The organism is Streptomyces sp. NPDC048057 (genome assembly GCF_040653095.1).
GTDB lineage: Bacteria > Actinomycetota > Actinomycetes > Streptomycetales > Streptomycetaceae > Streptomyces.
The window spans coordinates 19,606-35,859 of record NZ_JBEZNF010000004.1 but is presented as its reverse complement, the minus strand read 5'-3'; the positions used below and the strand labels follow the sequence as shown (position 1 = coordinate 35,859).

17 protein-coding genes are annotated in these 16,254 nt (G+C 72.3%); 8 read left to right on the top strand and 9 right to left on the bottom strand.

Going from position 1 to position 16,254, the window contains the following annotated elements:
• The first annotated feature begins 6 nt into the window (after nt 1–6).
• A complete protein-coding gene (locus AB0E05_RS05450) occupies nt 7–789 on the top strand; it encodes a hypothetical protein (RefSeq protein ID WP_361959195.1) in 783 nt (260 codons plus the stop codon).
• Between the two features lie 309 nt (nt 790–1,098).
• Here AB0E05_RS05450 and AB0E05_RS05445 read toward each other — a convergent pair whose 3' ends face one another.
• Nucleotides 1,099–1,641, bottom strand: a complete 543-nt coding sequence (locus AB0E05_RS05445) for a hypothetical protein (protein ID WP_361959193.1) — start codon at nt 1,639–1,641, stop codon at nt 1,099–1,101.
• Nucleotides 1,642–1,676: 35 nt separating this feature from the next.
• Nucleotides 1,677–2,792, bottom strand: a complete 1,116-nt coding sequence (locus tag AB0E05_RS05440) for a magnesium and cobalt transport protein CorA (RefSeq protein WP_361959190.1) — start codon at nt 2,790–2,792, stop codon at nt 1,677–1,679.
• 529 nt (nt 2,793–3,321) lie between these two features.
• On the opposite strand from AB0E05_RS05440, the gene AB0E05_RS05435 reads away from it, so the two are divergent.
• The 4 genes from AB0E05_RS05435 (at nt 3,322) to AB0E05_RS05420 (ending at nt 6,973) form a co-directional block, all read left to right on the top strand.
• Complete coding sequence (locus AB0E05_RS05435) at nt 3,322–3,957, top strand: suppressor of fused domain protein (RefSeq protein WP_361959187.1); 636 nt, start codon at nt 3,322–3,324, stop codon at nt 3,955–3,957.
• Between the two features lie 130 nt (nt 3,958–4,087).
• Nucleotides 4,088–4,726, top strand: coding sequence for a DUF6758 family protein (locus AB0E05_RS05430; RefSeq protein ID WP_361959184.1), 639 nt, complete (start codon nt 4,088–4,090; stop codon nt 4,724–4,726).
• 611 nt (nt 4,727–5,337) lie between these two features.
• Nucleotides 5,338–6,210 carry a PHP domain-containing protein gene (locus tag AB0E05_RS05425; protein WP_361959181.1) on the top strand — a complete coding sequence of 291 codons (873 nt, stop codon included), beginning with the start codon at nt 5,338–5,340 and terminating at the stop codon, nt 6,208–6,210.
• Between the two features lie 157 nt (nt 6,211–6,367).
• Entirely contained in the window at nt 6,368–6,973 is a 606-nt protein-coding gene (locus AB0E05_RS05420; RefSeq protein WP_361959179.1) for a MarC family protein, read from the top strand.
• A 92-nt stretch (nt 6,974–7,065) separates the two neighbouring features.
• Here the strand turns inward: AB0E05_RS05420 and AB0E05_RS05415 are convergent, their stop codons facing one another.
• Nucleotides 7,066–7,218, bottom strand: a complete 153-nt coding sequence (locus AB0E05_RS05415) for a hypothetical protein (RefSeq protein ID WP_361529577.1) — start codon at nt 7,216–7,218, stop codon at nt 7,066–7,068.
• Between the two features lie 156 nt (nt 7,219–7,374).
• Here AB0E05_RS05415 and AB0E05_RS05410 point away from each other — a divergent pair, with 156 nt between their 5' ends.
• Nucleotides 7,375–8,268: an NYN domain-containing protein gene (locus AB0E05_RS05410; RefSeq protein ID WP_361959176.1), complete on the top strand. Its 894-nt coding sequence runs from the start codon at nt 7,375–7,377 to the stop codon at nt 8,266–8,268.
• Nucleotides 8,269–8,284: 16 nt separating this feature from the next.
• Here AB0E05_RS05410 and AB0E05_RS05405 read toward each other — a convergent pair whose 3' ends face one another.
• Nucleotides 8,285–9,166, bottom strand: a complete 882-nt coding sequence (locus tag AB0E05_RS05405; RefSeq protein ID WP_361959173.1) for an alpha/beta hydrolase — start codon at nt 9,164–9,166, stop codon at nt 8,285–8,287.
• Nucleotides 9,167–9,286: 120 nt separating this feature from the next.
• The gene (locus tag AB0E05_RS05400; protein WP_361959170.1) at nt 9,287–11,497 is read right to left on the bottom strand and encodes a DEAD/DEAH box helicase; all 2,211 of its coding nucleotides are present in this window, start codon (nt 11,495–11,497) and stop codon (nt 9,287–9,289) included.
• Nucleotides 11,498–12,138: 641 nt separating this feature from the next.
• Here AB0E05_RS05400 and AB0E05_RS05395 point away from each other — a divergent pair.
• Complete coding sequence (locus AB0E05_RS05395; RefSeq protein WP_361959167.1) at nt 12,139–12,915, top strand: ferritin-like fold-containing protein; 777 nt, start codon at nt 12,139–12,141, stop codon at nt 12,913–12,915.
• A gap of 102 nt (nt 12,916–13,017) precedes the next feature.
• Here the strand turns inward: AB0E05_RS05395 and AB0E05_RS05390 are convergent, their stop codons facing one another.
• The 4 genes from AB0E05_RS05390 to AB0E05_RS05375 all read right to left on the bottom strand — a co-directional run bounded on the left by AB0E05_RS05390 (nt 13,018) and on the right by AB0E05_RS05375 (nt 14,993).
• Nucleotides 13,018–13,293 (bottom strand): hypothetical protein, encoded by a 276-nt coding sequence (locus AB0E05_RS05390; protein WP_361959164.1) that lies wholly within the window; start codon nt 13,291–13,293, stop codon nt 13,018–13,020.
• A gap of 261 nt (nt 13,294–13,554) precedes the next feature.
• On the bottom strand, nt 13,555–13,782 hold the full coding sequence (locus AB0E05_RS05385) for a DUF3107 domain-containing protein (RefSeq protein WP_361959161.1): 228 nt from the start codon (nt 13,780–13,782) through the stop codon (nt 13,555–13,557).
• 125 nt (nt 13,783–13,907) lie between these two features.
• A complete protein-coding gene (locus AB0E05_RS05380) occupies nt 13,908–14,561 on the bottom strand; it encodes a TetR/AcrR family transcriptional regulator (protein WP_361959158.1) in 654 nt (217 codons plus the stop codon).
• 201 nt (nt 14,562–14,762) lie between these two features.
• A complete protein-coding gene (locus tag AB0E05_RS05375; protein ID WP_361959155.1) occupies nt 14,763–14,993 on the bottom strand; it encodes a hypothetical protein in 231 nt (76 codons plus the stop codon).
• Nucleotides 14,994–15,284: 291 nt separating this feature from the next.
• Between AB0E05_RS05375 and AB0E05_RS05370 the strand changes: the two genes are divergently transcribed.
• On the top strand, nt 15,285–16,250 hold the full coding sequence (locus tag AB0E05_RS05370) for an alpha/beta hydrolase (protein WP_361959152.1): 966 nt from the start codon (nt 15,285–15,287) through the stop codon (nt 16,248–16,250).
• Nucleotides 16,251–16,254: the final 4 nt, after the last annotated feature.

The window sequence follows — 16,254 nt, the reverse complement described above, 5'->3', positions numbered from 1 at the left end:
AAGCAGATGAGAGGCAGTGCGCAGGTGGCTCTTCTCCCGCCCGTCCCCCGTGCGCGCCGGGCCGTCGTGGCCGCGGTGCTGAGTGCGGGGCTCACCGCAGGGCTCGTGTCGTGCAGCGAGGGCGAGGACCCGGACAAGGGGACGAACGGCCTGGGCAAGCTCCCCGCCGCCGAGATCGAGAACCGGGCGCGGGCGGCGGCGGACGCGGCGAAGGCGGTGAGCCTGTCGGGGACGCTGGTCAGCAAGGGCGGCACGTACAGGCTGAACATGCGGTTGAAGGACGACGGCGGCACGGGGTCCGTGACGGCCGGCGACAACACCTTCGAGCTGCTGCGGGTCGCCGACGACCTCTATCTGAAGGCGGACGCCGGCTTCTGGGCGCCGTCCGCGAAGTCGGACGCGAAGGGGGACGGGGACGGGGAGGCGGTGGACAAGCTGGAGGGGAAGTACGTGAAGGTCCCCGAGGGCGACCCGGCGTACGACCAGTTCCGCGGCTTCACCGACAAGGACGCGCTGCTCGACGGCTTCCTCGGCATGACGGGCGAACTCAGCAAGGGCGACCGCACGAAGATCGGCGACGTCCGCGCGATCCAGGTGTCCGCGGGCGAGGGGGCGGGCGGGGTGCTGGACGTCTCGCTGGAGGGCGAGCCGTATCCGCTGCAGTTCGCGCGCGCGGGGGGCGGCGGTGTGCTGACGCTGGGCCAGTGGGGCGTGGACTTCCCGCTGGAGCCCCCCGCGCAGTCCGCGACGGTCGACTACGGCAAGTCGCTCCCGAAGACGATCGACTAGCCCCCCACGCGGTGGTGGGCTGCCCGCGCCGCACTCACCGTTCCCTGCGGGAGCGTTGGTCTCTGCGGATCGTGGGTGGTACCCCCAGTCGCCCGTGATGTGCCCCTGCCGTCGCTCGTCCGCGGAGCTGGAGGGTGATCAATCCCCGTGTGCCCGCATGGGGGCAACCCAGGGGCGCGGGGAACTGCGCGAACAACCACGATGCAGCCGCAGGGACCAACGCTCCCGCAGGGAAGCGGCGAGGGCGTCAGGAGCGCGAGGAACGGCGCGGGGAGCACACCACCGGGCCGCAGGGACGCGGCGCACGCGTCACGCGCGGCGTCCGCGGCGGAGGAGCTTCGGGAGGGCCGGTGGGATCGGGCCGCGGGTCGTCGCGGAGGTGGGGCGCGGGGGCTCCGCGAGGGAATCGTCCGGGAGGGGCGCAACCACCGTCGCCAACTCCAGCCGCAGCACCCGGCACCCCCGCGCCCACCCCTCCCGCAACCCCTCCGTGTCCGTCGCGTTCAGGCGCTTCGTCTTCAGCTCGGCGACCGCCGACTCCCACTCCTCGGAGCGCGGTTCGAGTTCGCGCACGGACGCGGCCCAGGACACCAGCCGGCCGCCCTTGTCCTTGCTGCGGACCGTGACGGTCGCGCGCCCGCCGGCGACGAGGCCCGGCAGCGGCTGCTCCTGGGGGCCGTCGCCGACGACGTGCGCGGCGCCGTCGTGCCAGACGTGCCACAGCGCCCGCTCCTGCGCGTCCGCGCCCTCGCCGCGTACCCACACCAGTCCGGACTTCTTGGTGGCCTCTTCGACCAGGGCCGCGTCCAGGTCGGACGGTTCGGAGAGGTCCGCCCGCTGCGTCGGTGTCATGGCCGCAGCTTATCGCCAGGCGTGACAGCCGCCCCTCACAGCCAACCGTTCCGCTTCAGCGTGCGGTGGATGGTGAAACAGATGACGCCGATCGCGGTCAGCACCATCGGGTAGCCGTACTTCCAGCCCAGCTCCGGCATGTAGTCGAAGTTCATGCCGTAGATCCCGCACACCGCCGTCGGCACGGCGATGATCGCGGCCCACGAGGTGATCTTCCGCATGTCCTCGTTCTGCGCGACCGTCGCCTGCGCGAGGTTCGCCTGGAGGATCGAGTTCAGCAACTCGTCGAAGCCCAGCACCTCCTCCTGGACGCGGGCGAGGTGGTCCGCGACGTCCCGGAAGTACTTCTGGATGTCCGGGTCGATCAGCCGCATCGGCCGCTCGCTGAGCAGCTGCATCGGCCGCAGCAGCGGCGTCACCGCCCGCTTGAACTCCAGCACCTCCCGCTTGAGTTGGTAGATGCGGCCCGCGTCCGTGCCGCGCGGGCTGCCCTTGGACGGCGCGGAGAAGACGTCGATCTCCACCTCGTCGATGTCGTCCTGCATCGCCGCGGCGACCGCGATGTAGCCGTCGACGACGTGGTCCGCGAGGGCGTGCAGCACCGCCGACGGGCCCTTGGCCAGCAGCTCCTCGTCCTTCTGGAGCCCGTGCCGCAGCGCCCGCAGGGAGCCCTTGCCGCCGTGCCGGACCGTGATCACGAAGTCCCGGCCGGTGAAGCACATGACCTCGCCCGTCTCGATGACCTCGCTGGTCGCGGTGAGTTCGGCGTGCTCCAGGTAGTGCACCGTCTTGAAGACGGTGAAGAGGGTGTCGTCGTACCGCTCCAGCTTCGGCCGCTGGTGGGCGTGGACGGCGTCCTCCACGGCCAGCGGGTGGAGCCCGAACTCCGCGGCGATGCCGGCGAACTCCTCCTCCGTCGGCTCGTGCAGCCCGATCCACGCGAAGCCGCCGCCCTCGCGCACCCGCAGCATCGCCTCGCGCGGCGTCAGACACGTCTCGCTGGTCACGCGCTGCCCGTCGCGGTAGACGGCGCAGTCGACGACGGCGCTGGAGGCGGAGGGGTCGTGGGCGGGGTCGTACGTGCTGTACGGCGCGCTGCTCTTGCGCAGCGAGGGGCGGACGGCGGCGCGCAGGTCACGGATCATCGACACGGCTGGCTCCTTCACGGAGGGGCCGTCGGGGCGCGTGGCGTGGCACAGCCCGGAATGGGGACGTGGTCCTCACGTCCGCAAAGCGGGCGGCACCGCGGGGTGCGCGGTGACGGCGTTCGCTACAGACAGGCAAAGACAGCTGGGAAAGTCAGCGGGAAAGGCGGGGGCGCTGTGCTCTTCCGCCGTGCGGATCGCCGTGCGTCACGGAACGTCGCGTACGGACGTACCGTGACGGGACGGGCCGTGGACCGCGGTGCGGTGCGTGGGTCAGCTCATCGGGAGAAGCGATGACGCTGCGCGGAAGAGCGGCTGGTACTACACGGTCGACTTCGATCCACCGTGGATCCCACCTCCTCCGGCCGGTCCCCCGTGGGGGATAGACGAGCGGCTCGGGACCGGAGGGCGGAGCTGGCGTCCGCCTTCGGGTCGACGCCTTCGCGCCGTTGTCCCGACCAGCCGCCAACACTATCAGCCGACTGACGGTCAACAGGTGTCTTTGCCCGTTCCCTACGCGATTTATGCTCACCGGATGGCAGAAGTTCTCGCTCTGGTCGAAGCGCGGTTGCAGACGGCGCTCGGTGCGCCGGACGCGCGCGCGGCGGTGACGTTCCTCGGGACGGACCGCATCGAGGTGCTCCGCTTCCGCGCCGACGACGCACGCGGCAGCGACGGCGGCAACAGCGGCGGCGGAGGTGACGGCGCCGGCATCGTGCGGTACGCCACGCTCGGCATGTCGGCCCACCCGATGGCCGACCCCACCGCGGTGGTCGCGGACCCGCTCAAGGGGCCCCGCGCCGAGTTGGTCCTGTCGGTGCGGTCGGGACTCGCGGACACCGACCGGGTGCTGCGCCCGCTCGCCGTGCTCGCCGCGTCCCCTCAGGTCGAGGGCCTCGTCGTGGCCCCCGGCGCCTCGCTCGACGTCAGCGAGGCGCTGTGGCCGGGCGCTCCCTTCACCTCGGTGCTGGTGGGTGAACCGGGCGGCCTGGTGGACGACCTGGAGCTGGACGCCCCCCTGGAGGCCGTGCGCTTCCTGCCGCTGCTGCCGATGACGCCGAACGAGGCCGCCTGGAAGCGCGTCCACGGCGCCCAGGCGCTGCAAGAACGCTGGCTGACCCAGGGCACCGACCTGCGCGATCCGCTGCGCGCGCCCGTACGGCTGGACTGAACGTCCGCGTAGACGTCCGCGTACGCGTGCTGGCGGCGTCTACACCCGGTGTCGTGCGACCGCAAGTGCACACGCCGGAAAGGGTGATCGTCCTTGACGTGGGGGCGGGCTGGTAGGACCGTTGGGCCCTATGAGGGGCGAACCCAGTTGCCCGAAGTGCGGTGGGCGGGTCAGGGCGCCCGGACTCTTCGCCGACGCCTGGCAGTGCGATGTCCACGGCGCCGTGCATCCGCTCCAGCCGGTGATCCCGCCCAGCGTGGAAGCCCTCGGCGTCGTGGTGCACCGCGCCCGGGTGCCCGTGTGGATGCCCTGGCCGCTGCCGGTCGGCTGGCTCTTCACCGGCGTCGCGTACGCCGGCGACGACCGCAGCGGCGGCCGGGCCACCGCCGTCGCCTGCTCCGGCCCGGGCCCGCTCGGCGGCATCGGTGAACTACTGCTGATCGCCGAGGAGTTGGGGGTGGGCCTCGGTGCGCGCTACGCCGGCATCGACGGCCCCGACCCCGGCCCGCACATCCACTTCGACCGGGCGCCGCAGGCGAAGATACTGGCCGCCGGCCGCCCCACGCCCCTGTGGCACGTCCGCGCCGCCCCCGACGACCGCGCGGTCTTCGCGGGCGAGGCGCGCGGGCTGTGGCTGTGGGCGATCGTCTGGCCCGAGCGGTCCGGACTCCTGATGTACGACGAACTCGTCCTCACCGACTTGCGCGACGCGGGCGACGAGGTCGAACTGGTCCCCTGCGGCGCGCTGTCGCCACGGCTCCTGGCCTAGGGAGTGTCTTCAAAGTGGCGTCGTCCGCCCTTTGGGTGGGCCTGGCGGGGTCTGGTGCGTGCGATCGCAAGGCGGAGGAGGGAGCCGACGCGGAGCGTCGGCGACCGACGACAACGAGGCGAGCGTGCGTGCCAGGGCACGCCAGGCAGACGGGCCTTTGAAGACACGACCTAGGGCCTGTTCGCGGAGTCCCACGTGGCCCTCGCGCCGCGGCAGCCCACCACCGGGCCGCGGGGACCAACGCTGCCCGCAGGGCTACGGCGGTCACGTCCAAAGGCGCAGGAGAGCGAGACCTGCGGCAACGTGCCGGGGCGCCCTCCCGTGCGCAGCCGAAGGCGCGAAGCGCACGCGGGGCTTTGCGGACGGGCCCCGGGCCGCGCCTGGAACGATGTCCGCCCGGGTGTGCGGCCGGCCGTACAGGCTCCCCGTAGCCCTTCGGGCACGGGTGGCGCCCCACCCGAAGCGGTGGGGGAGCGCCCCCGCGCCGCGGGGCGTCGCAGCCCCGCCCCAAGGACGGCGCTCGCGCGCTCGTGCGGGTGACCGGGGCGGATACACTGGATCGGCCCTTGTCTCGACCGTCCCGTCCGCCCCACCCACCCTTGGAGTCCCGCGTGCGCATCGACCTGCACACCCACTCCACGGCGTCGGACGGCACGGACACCCCCGCCGAGCTGGTGCGCAACGCCGCCGCCGCGGGGCTCGACGTCGTCGCGCTCACCGACCACGACACCACCCGCGGGCACGCCGAGGCGACCGCCGCGCTGTCCGGTCTGGAGCGCCCGCTGACGCTGGTCACCGGGGCCGAGATCTCCTGCGCCCTCGACGGCGTGAGCCTGCACCTGCTGGCGTACCTCTTCGACCCCGCGGAGCCCGAGTTGCTGCGCGAGCGCGAGCTGCTGCGTGACGACCGGGTGCCGCGGGCGCGGGCGATGGTCGCCAAGCTCCAGGAGCTGGGCGTCCCCGTCGAGTGGGAGCAGGTCGCCCGGATCGCCGGGGACGGCACCGTGGGCCGGCCGCACGTCGCCGCGGCGATGGTGGAGGTCGGCGCGGTGGCGACGGTCTCCGACGCGTTCACCGAGGAGTGGATCGCCGACGGCGGCCGGGCCCACGTCGTCAAGCACGAACTCGACCCGTTCACCGCGGTGCGCCTGGTCAAGGCGGCCGGCGGGGTCGCGGTCTTCGCCCACCCGGCGGCCGTCAAGCGCGGTCGCACGGTCCCCGAGGAGGCCATCGCCGAGCTGGCCGCCGCCGGTCTCGACGGCATCGAGGTCGACCACATGGACCACGACGAGCCCACCCGCGCCCGGCTGCGCGTGCTCGCCGGAGACCTGGGGCTGCTCACCACGGGATCCAGCGACTACCACGGCAGCCGCAAGGACGTCGCCCTCGGGCAGTACACCACCGACCCGGAGATCTACGGGGAGATCACGCGCCGCGCCACGGGCGCGTTCCCGGTCCCGGGCGCGGGTGGGAGCCCCGCGTAGGACCGCGCCCCGCGCCGTCCCCCTACCTCCCTCCGCACGGCCCTGCGCAGGCCGAACCGAGCGCCCGGTAGTTCTGTACCGCAGTCCTCGGCGTCGCGCGGGCGTGCCCCTCCCCACCTCATCAGCACGTTCCCTTCGCACTCCCTTAGGCACCACCGTGTTCGACGCCGCCGTCTTCGGCTCGCTCTTCCTGACCCTGTTCGTGATCATGGATCCCCCCGGGATCACCCCGATCTTCCTCGCGCTGACTTCCGGGCGCCCCGCCAAGATGCAGCGCCGGATGGCCTGGCAGGCGGTCGCCGTCGCCTTCGGCGTGATCACCGTCTTCGGCCTCGTGGGCCAGCAGATCCTCGACTACCTGCACGTGTCCGTGCCCGCGCTGATGATCGCGGGCGGACTGCTCCTGCTGCTGATCGCGCTCGACCTGCTCACCGGCAAGACGGACGAGCCCAAGCAGACGAAGGACGTGAACGTCGCGCTGGTGCCGCTCGGCATGCCGCTGCTGGCCGGGCCCGGTGCGATCGTCTCGGTGATCCTGGCCGTGCAGAACGCGGACACCGCCGGCCAGCAGATCGCGGTCTGGTCGGCGATCCTGGTCATGCACGCGGTGCTCTGGCTGAGCATGCGCTATTCGCTGCTGATCATCCGCGTGATCAAGGACGGCGGCGTGGTGCTGGTGACCCGGCTCGCGGGCATGATGCTCTCCGCGATCGCGGTCCAGCAGATCATCAACGGCGTGACCCAGGTGGTCCAGGGCGCCTGAGCCCGCGCCCCGGGCCCCGTTCCGGCTCCGGACACGACCGTGCCCCCGCGGAGATCCGCGGGGGCACGGTCACGTCTGTTGCTCCGAACGAGCTATGAAGCCGGCGTTTCGGCTGGGCGGATGTAGATGCGCTGGCCCGTCGCTGCGGCCTGCTGCACGATCCGGTTGACGGAGGCGGCATCCACGACCGTACTGTCCACGGCGGTGCCGTCGACGTCGTCCAGTCGCATGATCTCGAAGCGCACGGCTTCTCCCTTCGTCCTGATCCTCCTGCTGGAGAACTGATGCGGTCAGTCATCATCAACATGGGTTGCCGCATCAATTATTCCCTACGCTAAGGAAACTTTTTACGTGTCTAAGTACTGGTGGGTTCGTGCAGGTCGAGCGGGAAGGGGAGCGGCATGAACGAGGTCAGTGAGATCGCCGCCCGGCTGGATCGCACCAACGAAATCCTCCAGCGCGTCCTCGTCGAGGTGTCGCGGACCCCCTCGACCCACGCCATCTTCGTGGACGCGGGATACGTCTACGCGGCGGCCGGGCTGCTGGTGACCGGCATGGAGGACCGGCGCTGCTTCGACCTGGACGCCGAAGGGCTCATCGAGGCGTTCATCGACAAGGCGCGCGGCATCTTCGCCGACAGCCGACTGCTGCGGGTGTACTGGTACGACGGCGCCCGCCGCCGCATCCACACCACGGAGCAGCAGTCCATCGCGGAACTGCCCGACGTCAAGGTGCGGCTGGGCAACCTCAACGCCAACAACCAGCAGAAGGGCGTGGACTCCCTGATCCGCGGCGACCTGGAGTCGCTCGCCCGCCACCGCGCCATCAGCGACGCCGCCCTCGTCGGCGGGGACGAGGACCTGGTCTCGGCGGTGGAGGCGGCGCAGGGCTACGGCGCCCGCGTCCACCTGTGGGGCATCGAGTCCGCGGACGGCAGCAACCAGGCCGAGCCGCTGCTGTGGGAGGTCGACAGCCAGCGCACCTTCGACCTCGACTTCTGCCGTCCGTACATCACCCGCCGCGCCGTCACCACGTACGAGCACGACGGCTCGCCGCCGCCCTCGCGCGAGGAGGTCCGCTTCGTGGGCGCGCGGATCGCGGCGACCTGGCTCGGGGAGCGCGGCCGGGAGGCGCTGGCGGAGCTGCTGCCCGGCCATCCGTATCTGCCCGGACCGGTCGACCAGGACCTCCTGGTCCAGGCCGAACAGATGCTCCAGACGTCCCTGCGCGGGCAGGCACCACTGCGGCGCGCCCTACGGGACGGCTTCTGGCAACACCTCCAGGCCCAGTACTAGGACCCCGCCGTCCTCGTCAGTGGCGGTCCCAGAAGCCGGCGACGGCGCGGGCGGTCTCGGCGGGGCGGTCGGTGTTGGGGGAGTGCTCGGCGCCCGCGACGACCGTGCGCTCCGCGCCGAGCCGTACCGCCATCTCGTCCATCAGCGCCACCGGCCACACCTCGTCCCGCTCACCGCTCAGGACGTGCTTGGGCAGCGCCGCCACGGCGGCCAGCTCGGCGACCCGGTCCGGCTCCACGGACAGCTGACGGCCCGTCGTGATCAGCTGTACGGGGTTGTGGCGCAGCCAGCGCTGCCGCAGGTCCTCGCGGTCCGGGTCCGCCGACTTCGCGACGTCCACGTCCTGCGGCGTCTCCTGCGTCTGGATCGCCTCCCACACCTGGGCCATCCCCGTGGACGCGAGCGCCTCGCTCAGCATCCGCACCTGCGCCCGCTGGCCCTCGCTGATCAGCGCGGGCCCGGACGACATCAGGGTCAGGGTCCGAAACGGCGCCGCGTCGATGAGGACCGCCGCACGGGAGATCTGACCGCCCAGGGAGTGGCCCAGCAGATGGACCGGGCCGCCACCGGTCTCCCCGGCGAGCGCCACGGCCTGTGCGAGCAGGTCGCGGGCGAGTTCCTCCTGCGCGTACGCCTGTGGATCCGTCGGCCCCGTGCTCTCGTACTGCCCGCGCCCGTCGACGGCGACGATCCGGTACCCGGCGTCCGTCAACGGCTGGAGGAGGGCGATGAAGTCCTCCTTGCTGCCGGTGAAGCCGGGCACGAGCAGGGCGGCACCCCGGTGGCCGCCGACGGGCGCCTCGGCGACGGCGTCGAGGACCGCGAAGTCACCGCGGGCGGTGCGCAGGGTCCGGGAGCGCGAGCAGGCGGGCGGCTGAAAAGTCGATGGGCGGCTCATGCGCTGAGGTTAACGGCGTCCCCAGGGGGGTGCCCGGCCGGGGCGGAACGCCGACGGCCCGGTCCCCTGTGCGGGACCGGGCCGGTCGGTGTGCGCTGGTGCGCCGGTGGCGTCGCCGGATCAGCCCTCGGGCTGGGCGACGGCCGTCTTGCGCGTACGGGTCCGCTTCGGCTTGGCCTCGGCCTCCGGGGCGTCCGTCGCGGTCGCCGTCGACTTCACGGCGCGCGTACGGGTCCGCTTGGGCTTCTCCGCCACCGCGGCGACCTCGGCGGTCTCCACCGAAGCGGCGGACTTCACCGCCTTCACGGCCCGCTTCCGCTTCGGCTTCTCCGCCACCTCGGCCACGACGTCAGCCGCGACCTCGGCCGGAGCCTCGGCGGCTGCCACCGTCTTGCGGGTACGCGTGCGCTTCGGCTTGGCCTCGGCCTCCGGGGCGACCTCGGCCACAGGGGCGTCGGCGACCGGAGCGACGGCCTTCTTGCGGGTCCGCTTCGGCTTCTCCACGACGTCCACGACCTCGGCCGCGGGGGCGTCGGTGGCGACCGGTGCAGTGACCTTCTTGCGCGTGCGCTTGGGCTTCTCCACGACGTCCACGACCTCGGCCGGAGCCTGGGCCACGACCTCGGCGGCCACAGCCGCCTCGACCGTCTTGACCGCGCGCGTCCGCGTCCGCTTGGGCTTCTCCGCAACCGCGGTGACATCGGCGGCCTCAGCGACGGTGACCTCGGCCTCCGGCGCCGCTGCCGGCGCGGGGACCTCGGCCTTGACCGCGCGCGTACGACGACGACGCGGCTGGCTCTCCACCGGAGCGTCGGCCGTCTCCACCGGAGCGGCAACCGCCGTCTCGACCGTCTCGACCGGGCTGGCGACCGCCGTCTCGACGACGGACTCCGCCACGGCCGGCGCCACGGCACCGGCAGCGCCGGAACGCGTACGGCGACGACGCCTCGGCGTGCGCACCGCGGCCGTCTCCGCCGGGGCGTCCGCCCCGACCACGGCCTCCGGCGCGCCCTGCGCCCCGGCGGTGTCCATGGGCTGACCGCTCCGCGTGCGCCGACGACGGCGCGGAGTCCGCGTCTTGGCCGGTCGCTCGGTCGCGGCGGCGGGAGCGGGGGCGGACGACTTGCGCCCACGACCACCGGTCTCGCCCAGGTCCTCCAGCTCCTCCGCCGCCAGACCGGCGCGGGTGCGCTCGGCCCGCGGCAGGACGCCCTTGGTGCCCGCCGGGATGTCCAGTTCCTCGAAGAGGTGCGGCGAGGTGGAGTACGTCTCCACGGGGTCGTGGAACTTCAGGTCCAGCGCCTTGTTGATCAGCTGCCAGCGCGGGATGTCGTCCCAGTCGACCAGGGTGACCGCCGTACCCGACGCCCCGGCGCGGCCGGTGCGGCCGATCCGGTGCAGGTACGTCTTCTCGTCCTCGGGCGACTGGTAGTTGATGACGTGGGTGACGCCCTCGACGTCGATGCCGCGCGCGGCGACGTCGGTGCAGACGAGGACGTCCACCTTGCCGTTGCGGAAGGCGCGCAGGGCCTGCTCGCGCGCGCCCTGGCCCAGGTCGCCGTGGACCGCGCCGGAGGCGAAGCCCCGGCGCGCGAGCTGCTCGGCGATGTCCGCCGCAGTCCGCTTCGTACGGCAGAAGATCATCGCCAGCCCGCGGCCCTTGGCCTGGAGGATGCGCGAGACCATCTCGGGCTTGTCCATCGAGTGCGCGCGGTACACGCGCTGTGTGATGTTCGCGACGGTCGCGCCCTCGTCGTCCGGCGCGGTGGCGCGGATGTGCGTGGGCTGCGACATGTACCGCCGGGCGAGCCCGATGACGGCGCCCGGCATCGTCGCGGAGAAGAGCATCGTCTGTCGGCGGACCGGCAGCAGCTGGATGATCTTCTCGACGTCGGGCAGGAAGCCCAGGTCGAGCATCTCGTCGGCCTCGTCGAGCACGAGCGCGCGCACCCGGGACAGGTCGAGCTTCTTCTGCCCGGCCAGGTCGAGCAGGCGCCCGGGGGTGCCGACGATCACGTCGACGCCCCGCTTCAGCGCCTCGACCTGCGGCTCGTAGGCCCGGCCGCCGTAGATGGCGAGCACGCGCACGTTCCGCACCTTGCCGGCGGTCAGCAGGTCGTTGGTGACCTGCGTGCACAGCTCGCGGGTGGGGACGACGACGAGCGCCTGCGGAGCGTCGGTCAGCTGGTCGGGCTGGGCCCGGCCGGCCTCGACGTCCGCGGGGACGGTGACGCGCTCCAGCAGCGGCAGGCCGAAACCGAGCGTCTTGCCCGTGCCGGTCTTGGCCTGGCCGATGACGTCGGTGCCGGAGAGGGCCACCGGGAGCGTCATTTCCTGAATGGGGAAGGGGTTCACGATGCCGACGGCTTCGAGCGCCTCGGCGGTTTCCGCCAGGATTCCGAGATCCCGGAAAGTCGTGTGCTGCGTAGTCAGGATGTTGCCTCTTCTGTGAGACGCGGCGCGAGGCGAGCGACGGGGGTCGTACCGCACCTGGATGTCGCACCGGGGTGCTGGCCGGCCGCGGGTTGGCCGATGGCGCGGGACCACTGCCGTCGCTCGAAGCGCTCGTGCCGCTGAGGGGGCCCCTCATCTGCGGACATGCGCGAGAGGGCGCACGGTCCGCGCTGAGGGCGGTCGGTTCGGAGCCGATCGTGCCACCGACCGGGCATCCTCATGGGGTCAGAAGGATCACGAGGATCACTTAAGGAAACGAAATCCTTCATCCCTCAGTCAAAACACTGCGATCGCCCGCCGAACGCGTCATGCAGTCAGACACACGACTGTCATAACGCCCAGCAGGCGCATTACCACTGTACCCCGGAATCGTGCATCTGTGTTGGCCGGTGTTCTGCCGATCTTGTGGGAATCACGGGAATCCGGGTGGGTCAGGGGCCGGGCCGGGGCCCGGGCCAGCCGCGGACCCGGCTCGTCGGCCCCTTACGACACCGGCGGGGGCGGCTATTGTGCGGTTCATGCAGACGCCTGACCGAGCCCCTGACCACTCCGCCGACGAGGTAGCCGGGGCGACCGCGGCACAAGCCGCTCCCGAGCACACCGGCATCGCCGCCCAGGACTGGGCGACGGCGTCCGCCGACCCCCAGTACCGCGCCGCCGTGGTGGACCTGCTCGGGGCGCTCGCCTACGGCGAGCTGGCCGCCTTCGAGCGGCTCGCCGAGGACGCCAAGCTGGCGCCGACGCTCGGGGACAAGGCCGAGCTGGCGAAGATGGCGTCCGCGGAGTTCCACCACTTCGAGCGGCTGCGGGACCGGCTGACCGCGATCGAGGAGGACTCGACGGCGGCGATGGAGCCGTTCGCGAAGGCGCTGGACGACTTCCACCACCAGACGGCGCCGTCGGACTGGCTGGAGGGCCTGGTCAAGGCGTACGTCGGGGACTCGATCGCCAGCGACTTCTACCGGGAGGTCGCCGTCCACCTGGACTCCGACACCCGCGGGCTGGTGCTCGCCGTCCTCGACGACACCGGGCACGGCAACTTCGCCGTCGAGAAGGTGCGCGCCGCGATCGAGGCCGACCCGCGGCTCGGCGGCCGGCTCGCGCTGTGGGCGCGACGGCTGATGGGGGAGGCGCTGTCCCAGGCGCAGCGGGTCGTCGCCGAGCGGGACGCGCTCTCCACGATGCTCGTCGGCGGGGTGGCCGACGGCTTCGACCTGGCGGCGGTCGGCGCGATGTTCACCAGGATCACCAAGGCGCACACGAAGCGGATGGCCGCCCTCGGCCTGGCTGCCTGAGCGGCCCGACGGGTCCGCTCGGACCGCGTCCTGCTGGCCCTCCCCCTCGTACGTCATCCGATGACCGGCTCCGCGTACTGCTCGCGCCGTGCGCGGACGCCGTCAGAAGGGGAGCGGTCGACCGGCGAGCCGGCGGCGGCCCGCCGGGAGCAGCAGCAGCGACAGCGAGACGCCCCCGATCAGCACGGCGCCCACCAACGTCCCCAGCGAATGCCCGGGGCCCAGTGCGGCATGCGTCACGTACGCCCCGAAGAGCGCGCCCAGCGGGCCGGTGAGCAGCACCGGACGGCGCGCCGGCAGCCGGTCGGCGAGCTGGCGGACGGCCGCCCAGGACAGGGCGAGACCGAGCAGGACCGAGCCGATCGCTTCCAGCAGCACTGCTGATCACCTCGCGGACGCGGAAGGGGGTGGAGCGGTTACAGCCGGTACTACCCCCCGGCCGTGGAAAGCAACCCTCCACCCCGCGCAAGCCGCCAGAAAGAATTGATCTGTGTACGCGCCCCCTGGCGCCCCGCCGTCGACCTGCGACGGAGCGTCGGTCGATCTTCGAACGCCGCGCTCGTACGTCCGTACGCGAAGGGGTCCCGGTGGATCGTCCACCGGGACCCCTTCGCACCCGCGTCGAGCGGGCCGCCCGCCTTACAGCGCGCCGAAGCCCACGCGCCGGCTCGACGACTCGCCGATCTCGACGTACGCGATCCGGTCGGCCGGCACCAGGATCTTGCGACCCTTCTCGTCCGAGAGGCTCAACAACTGAGACTTGCCGGCCAGCGCCTGGCTCACGGCGCTTTCGACTTCCTCGGCTGACTGCTCGCTCTCCAGGACGATCTCCCGGGGCGAGTGCTGCACGCCGATCTTGACCTCCACGGCTATGTCCCTCCGAACGGTCAGTGCGTTTGCGCGGTCACCGCGCCGTACCAGCACACATTAGCCCGGAGGGGTGCCCGCACAGCCGCGCTCGGGGAACGCCATCAGCGAACACCGGTCCGCGGTCAGTGCCCGTCCGGGTGGGCGTCGGTGCCGTGCAGCGGGAATCCCGCGATGCCCCGCCAGGCCAGCGACGTCAGCAGCTGTACGGCGCGGTCGCGCGGAATGCCCGACTCGCTGGAGAGCCAGAAGCGCGCGACCACCTGAGCGACGCCGCCGAGCCCCACGGCCAGCAGCATCGACTCGTCCTTCGACAGGTCCGTGTCCTCGGCGATCACGTCGGAGATCGCCTCCGCGCACTGCAACGACACCCGCTCCACGCGCTCGCGCACCGCGGGTTCGTTCGTCAGGTCGGACTCGAAGACCAGCCTGAAGGCGCCGCCCTCGTCCTCGACGTACGCGAAGTAGGCGTCCATCGTGGCCGCGACCCGCTGCTTGTTGTCGGACGTCGACGCCAGGGCCGAGCGCACCGCCAGCAGCAGCGCCTCGCAGTGCTGGTCCAGCAGGGCCAGGTACAGATCCAGCTTGCCGGGGAAGTGCTGGTAGAGCACCGGCTTGCTGACGCCCGCCCGCTCGGCGATGTCGTCCATCGCCGCCGCGTGGTAGCCCTGGGCCACGAAGACCTCCTGGGCGGCGCCCAGGAGCTGGTTCCTGCGGGCTCGGCGTGGCAGGCGCGTGCCCCGCGGGCGCGCTGCCTCTGTCTGCTCGATGGCTGTCACGCCGCCTCCCAAAATCGTTCCGTGCGCGGTCTCCGCCGCGCCCGCCATCGTACTTTTGGGTAACCCGGCCGTGCGCGTCGCGGACGCAGAATTTCACGGACCGGACAGTCGCGGTAGCTCCCTATTCGTGGGCAAAGGGGGGCAGGTCGGGGCCGGTGGCACGGAAGCGGAGGAGCGGCGTCACCGGGCGTCGACGACACGTCACCGGTAGTCGTCCTCGTCCAGCGTCACCACGCGCGCCTGCTCGACCGCGTCGGCCTCGTTCGCCGCGTCGTGGTCGATGCGGGGCGGCGGTCCGTCGTCCTCGGGGCGCAGGTCCGCGTGCTGCTCGACGGCATCGGCCTCCGGGACCTCGTTGGTTCCCGAACCCTCGGCGCCCGGACCGGTCGTCTCCGGTTCGGTGGTCTCCGGTTCGGTGGGATCGACAGCCATGCGGCACCTTTTCTTCGGCTTGCCCGTCTTACGGTCTCCCCGGCCCGCCCGCCTGCCACCTCTTCTTCCATGGGGTTCTCATGGGTGCTGCGGCCCCTTCTTCGGGGGCTCTGCTCCGGGGGAGGCTTTCCGCCGTTTCCGTGACGCCCGTGGACCCGGACCCGAGGCCCGGGAACGGAGCCCTCCCCTTTGAGCGTAGGAGCTTGCGAACCGTGGCGCTATGCGTCCGCGTACCCCCTTGTGACGCCGAACACACGATTCGCGGTGTGATCCTCTCGTAACATTGCCCGCATGTCTTCGACCGAGCTGCCCGGTGCCCGTGCCGCCGTCGTCGCCACGGTTCCCGAGGTCGCCGCCGTGCGGGTCGCCGAAGGCGAGGAGCTGCGCTCCGTCGCCCTGCCGGGGCTCACCCTCACCGTCCGCTCCCGGCCGCCGACCCGCCCGGGCCTGCCGCCGGCGCTGTACGTGCACGGACTCGGCGGCTCGTCGCAGAACTGGTCGTCCCTGATGCCGCTGCTCGCGGACGTGGTCGACGGCGAAGCGGTCGACCTGCCCGGCTTCGGCGACTCGCCGCCGCCGGACGACGGCAACTACTCCGTCACCGGTCACGCCAGGGCCGTCATCCGCCACCTCGACGCCTCCGGCCGCGGCCCCGTGCACCTCTTCGGGAACTCGCTCGGCGGCGCCGTCGCCACCCGCGTCGCGGCCGTCCGGCCCGACCTGGTGCGCACCCTCGCGCTGGTCTCGCCGGCCCTGCCCGAGCTGCGCGTCCAGCGCACCGCCGTGCCCACCGCGCTGCTCGCGCTGCCCGGCGTCGGCAGCGGCTTCAGCCGGCTGACCTCGGGGTGGAGCGCCGAGCGGCGCACCCGCGCGGTCACCGCGCTCTGTTACGGGGACCCCGGCCGGGTTTCCGACGAGGCGTTCGGGTACGCCGTGGCCGAGATGGAGCGGCGGCTGCAACTGCCGTACTTCTGGGACGCGATGGTCCGCTCGGCGCGCGGTATCGTCGATGCGTACACGCTGGGCGGACAGCACGGGCTGTGGCGGCAGGCGGAGCGGGTCCTCGCACCGACGCTGCTGGTGTACGGCGGGCGTGATCGGCTCGTCTCGTACCGGATGGCCCGCAGGGCCGCGGTGGCCTTCCGGGACTCCCGGCTGCTGACGCTGCCGGACGCCGGTCACGTGGCCATGATGGAGTACCCGGAGACGGTCGCCCAGGCGTTCCGGGAATTGACAGACGACTGCGGCAGGAGCTGATCGG

Bases quoted from the DNA above. Each gene is read 5' to 3' on its own strand.
- AB0E05_RS05400 (WP_361959170.1), bottom strand. From the start codon at position 11,497: ATGACGCTCCCGGTGGCCCTCTCCGGCACCGACGTCATCGGCCAGGCC.
- AB0E05_RS05450 (WP_361959195.1), top strand. From the start codon at position 7: ATGAGAGGCAGTGCGCAGGTGGCTCTTCTCCCGCCCGTCCCCCGTGCG.
- AB0E05_RS05370 (WP_361959152.1), top strand. From the start codon at position 15,285: ATGTCTTCGACCGAGCTGCCCGGTGCCCGTGCCGCCGTCGTCGCCACG.
- AB0E05_RS05445 (WP_361959193.1), bottom strand. From the start codon at position 1,641: ATGACACCGACGCAGCGGGCGGACCTCTCCGAACCGTCCGACCTGGAC.
- AB0E05_RS05435 (WP_361959187.1), top strand. From the start codon at position 3,322: ATGGCAGAAGTTCTCGCTCTGGTCGAAGCGCGGTTGCAGACGGCGCTC.
- AB0E05_RS05395 (WP_361959167.1), top strand. From the start codon at position 12,139: ATGCAGACGCCTGACCGAGCCCCTGACCACTCCGCCGACGAGGTAGCC.
- AB0E05_RS05405 (WP_361959173.1), bottom strand. From the start codon at position 9,166: ATGAGCCGCCCATCGACTTTTCAGCCGCCCGCCTGCTCGCGCTCCCGG.
- AB0E05_RS05375 (WP_361959155.1), bottom strand. From the start codon at position 14,993: ATGGCTGTCGATCCCACCGAACCGGAGACCACCGAACCGGAGACGACC.
- AB0E05_RS05430 (WP_361959184.1), top strand. From the start codon at position 4,088: ATGAGGGGCGAACCCAGTTGCCCGAAGTGCGGTGGGCGGGTCAGGGCG.
- AB0E05_RS05410 (WP_361959176.1), top strand. From the start codon at position 7,375: ATGAACGAGGTCAGTGAGATCGCCGCCCGGCTGGATCGCACCAACGAA.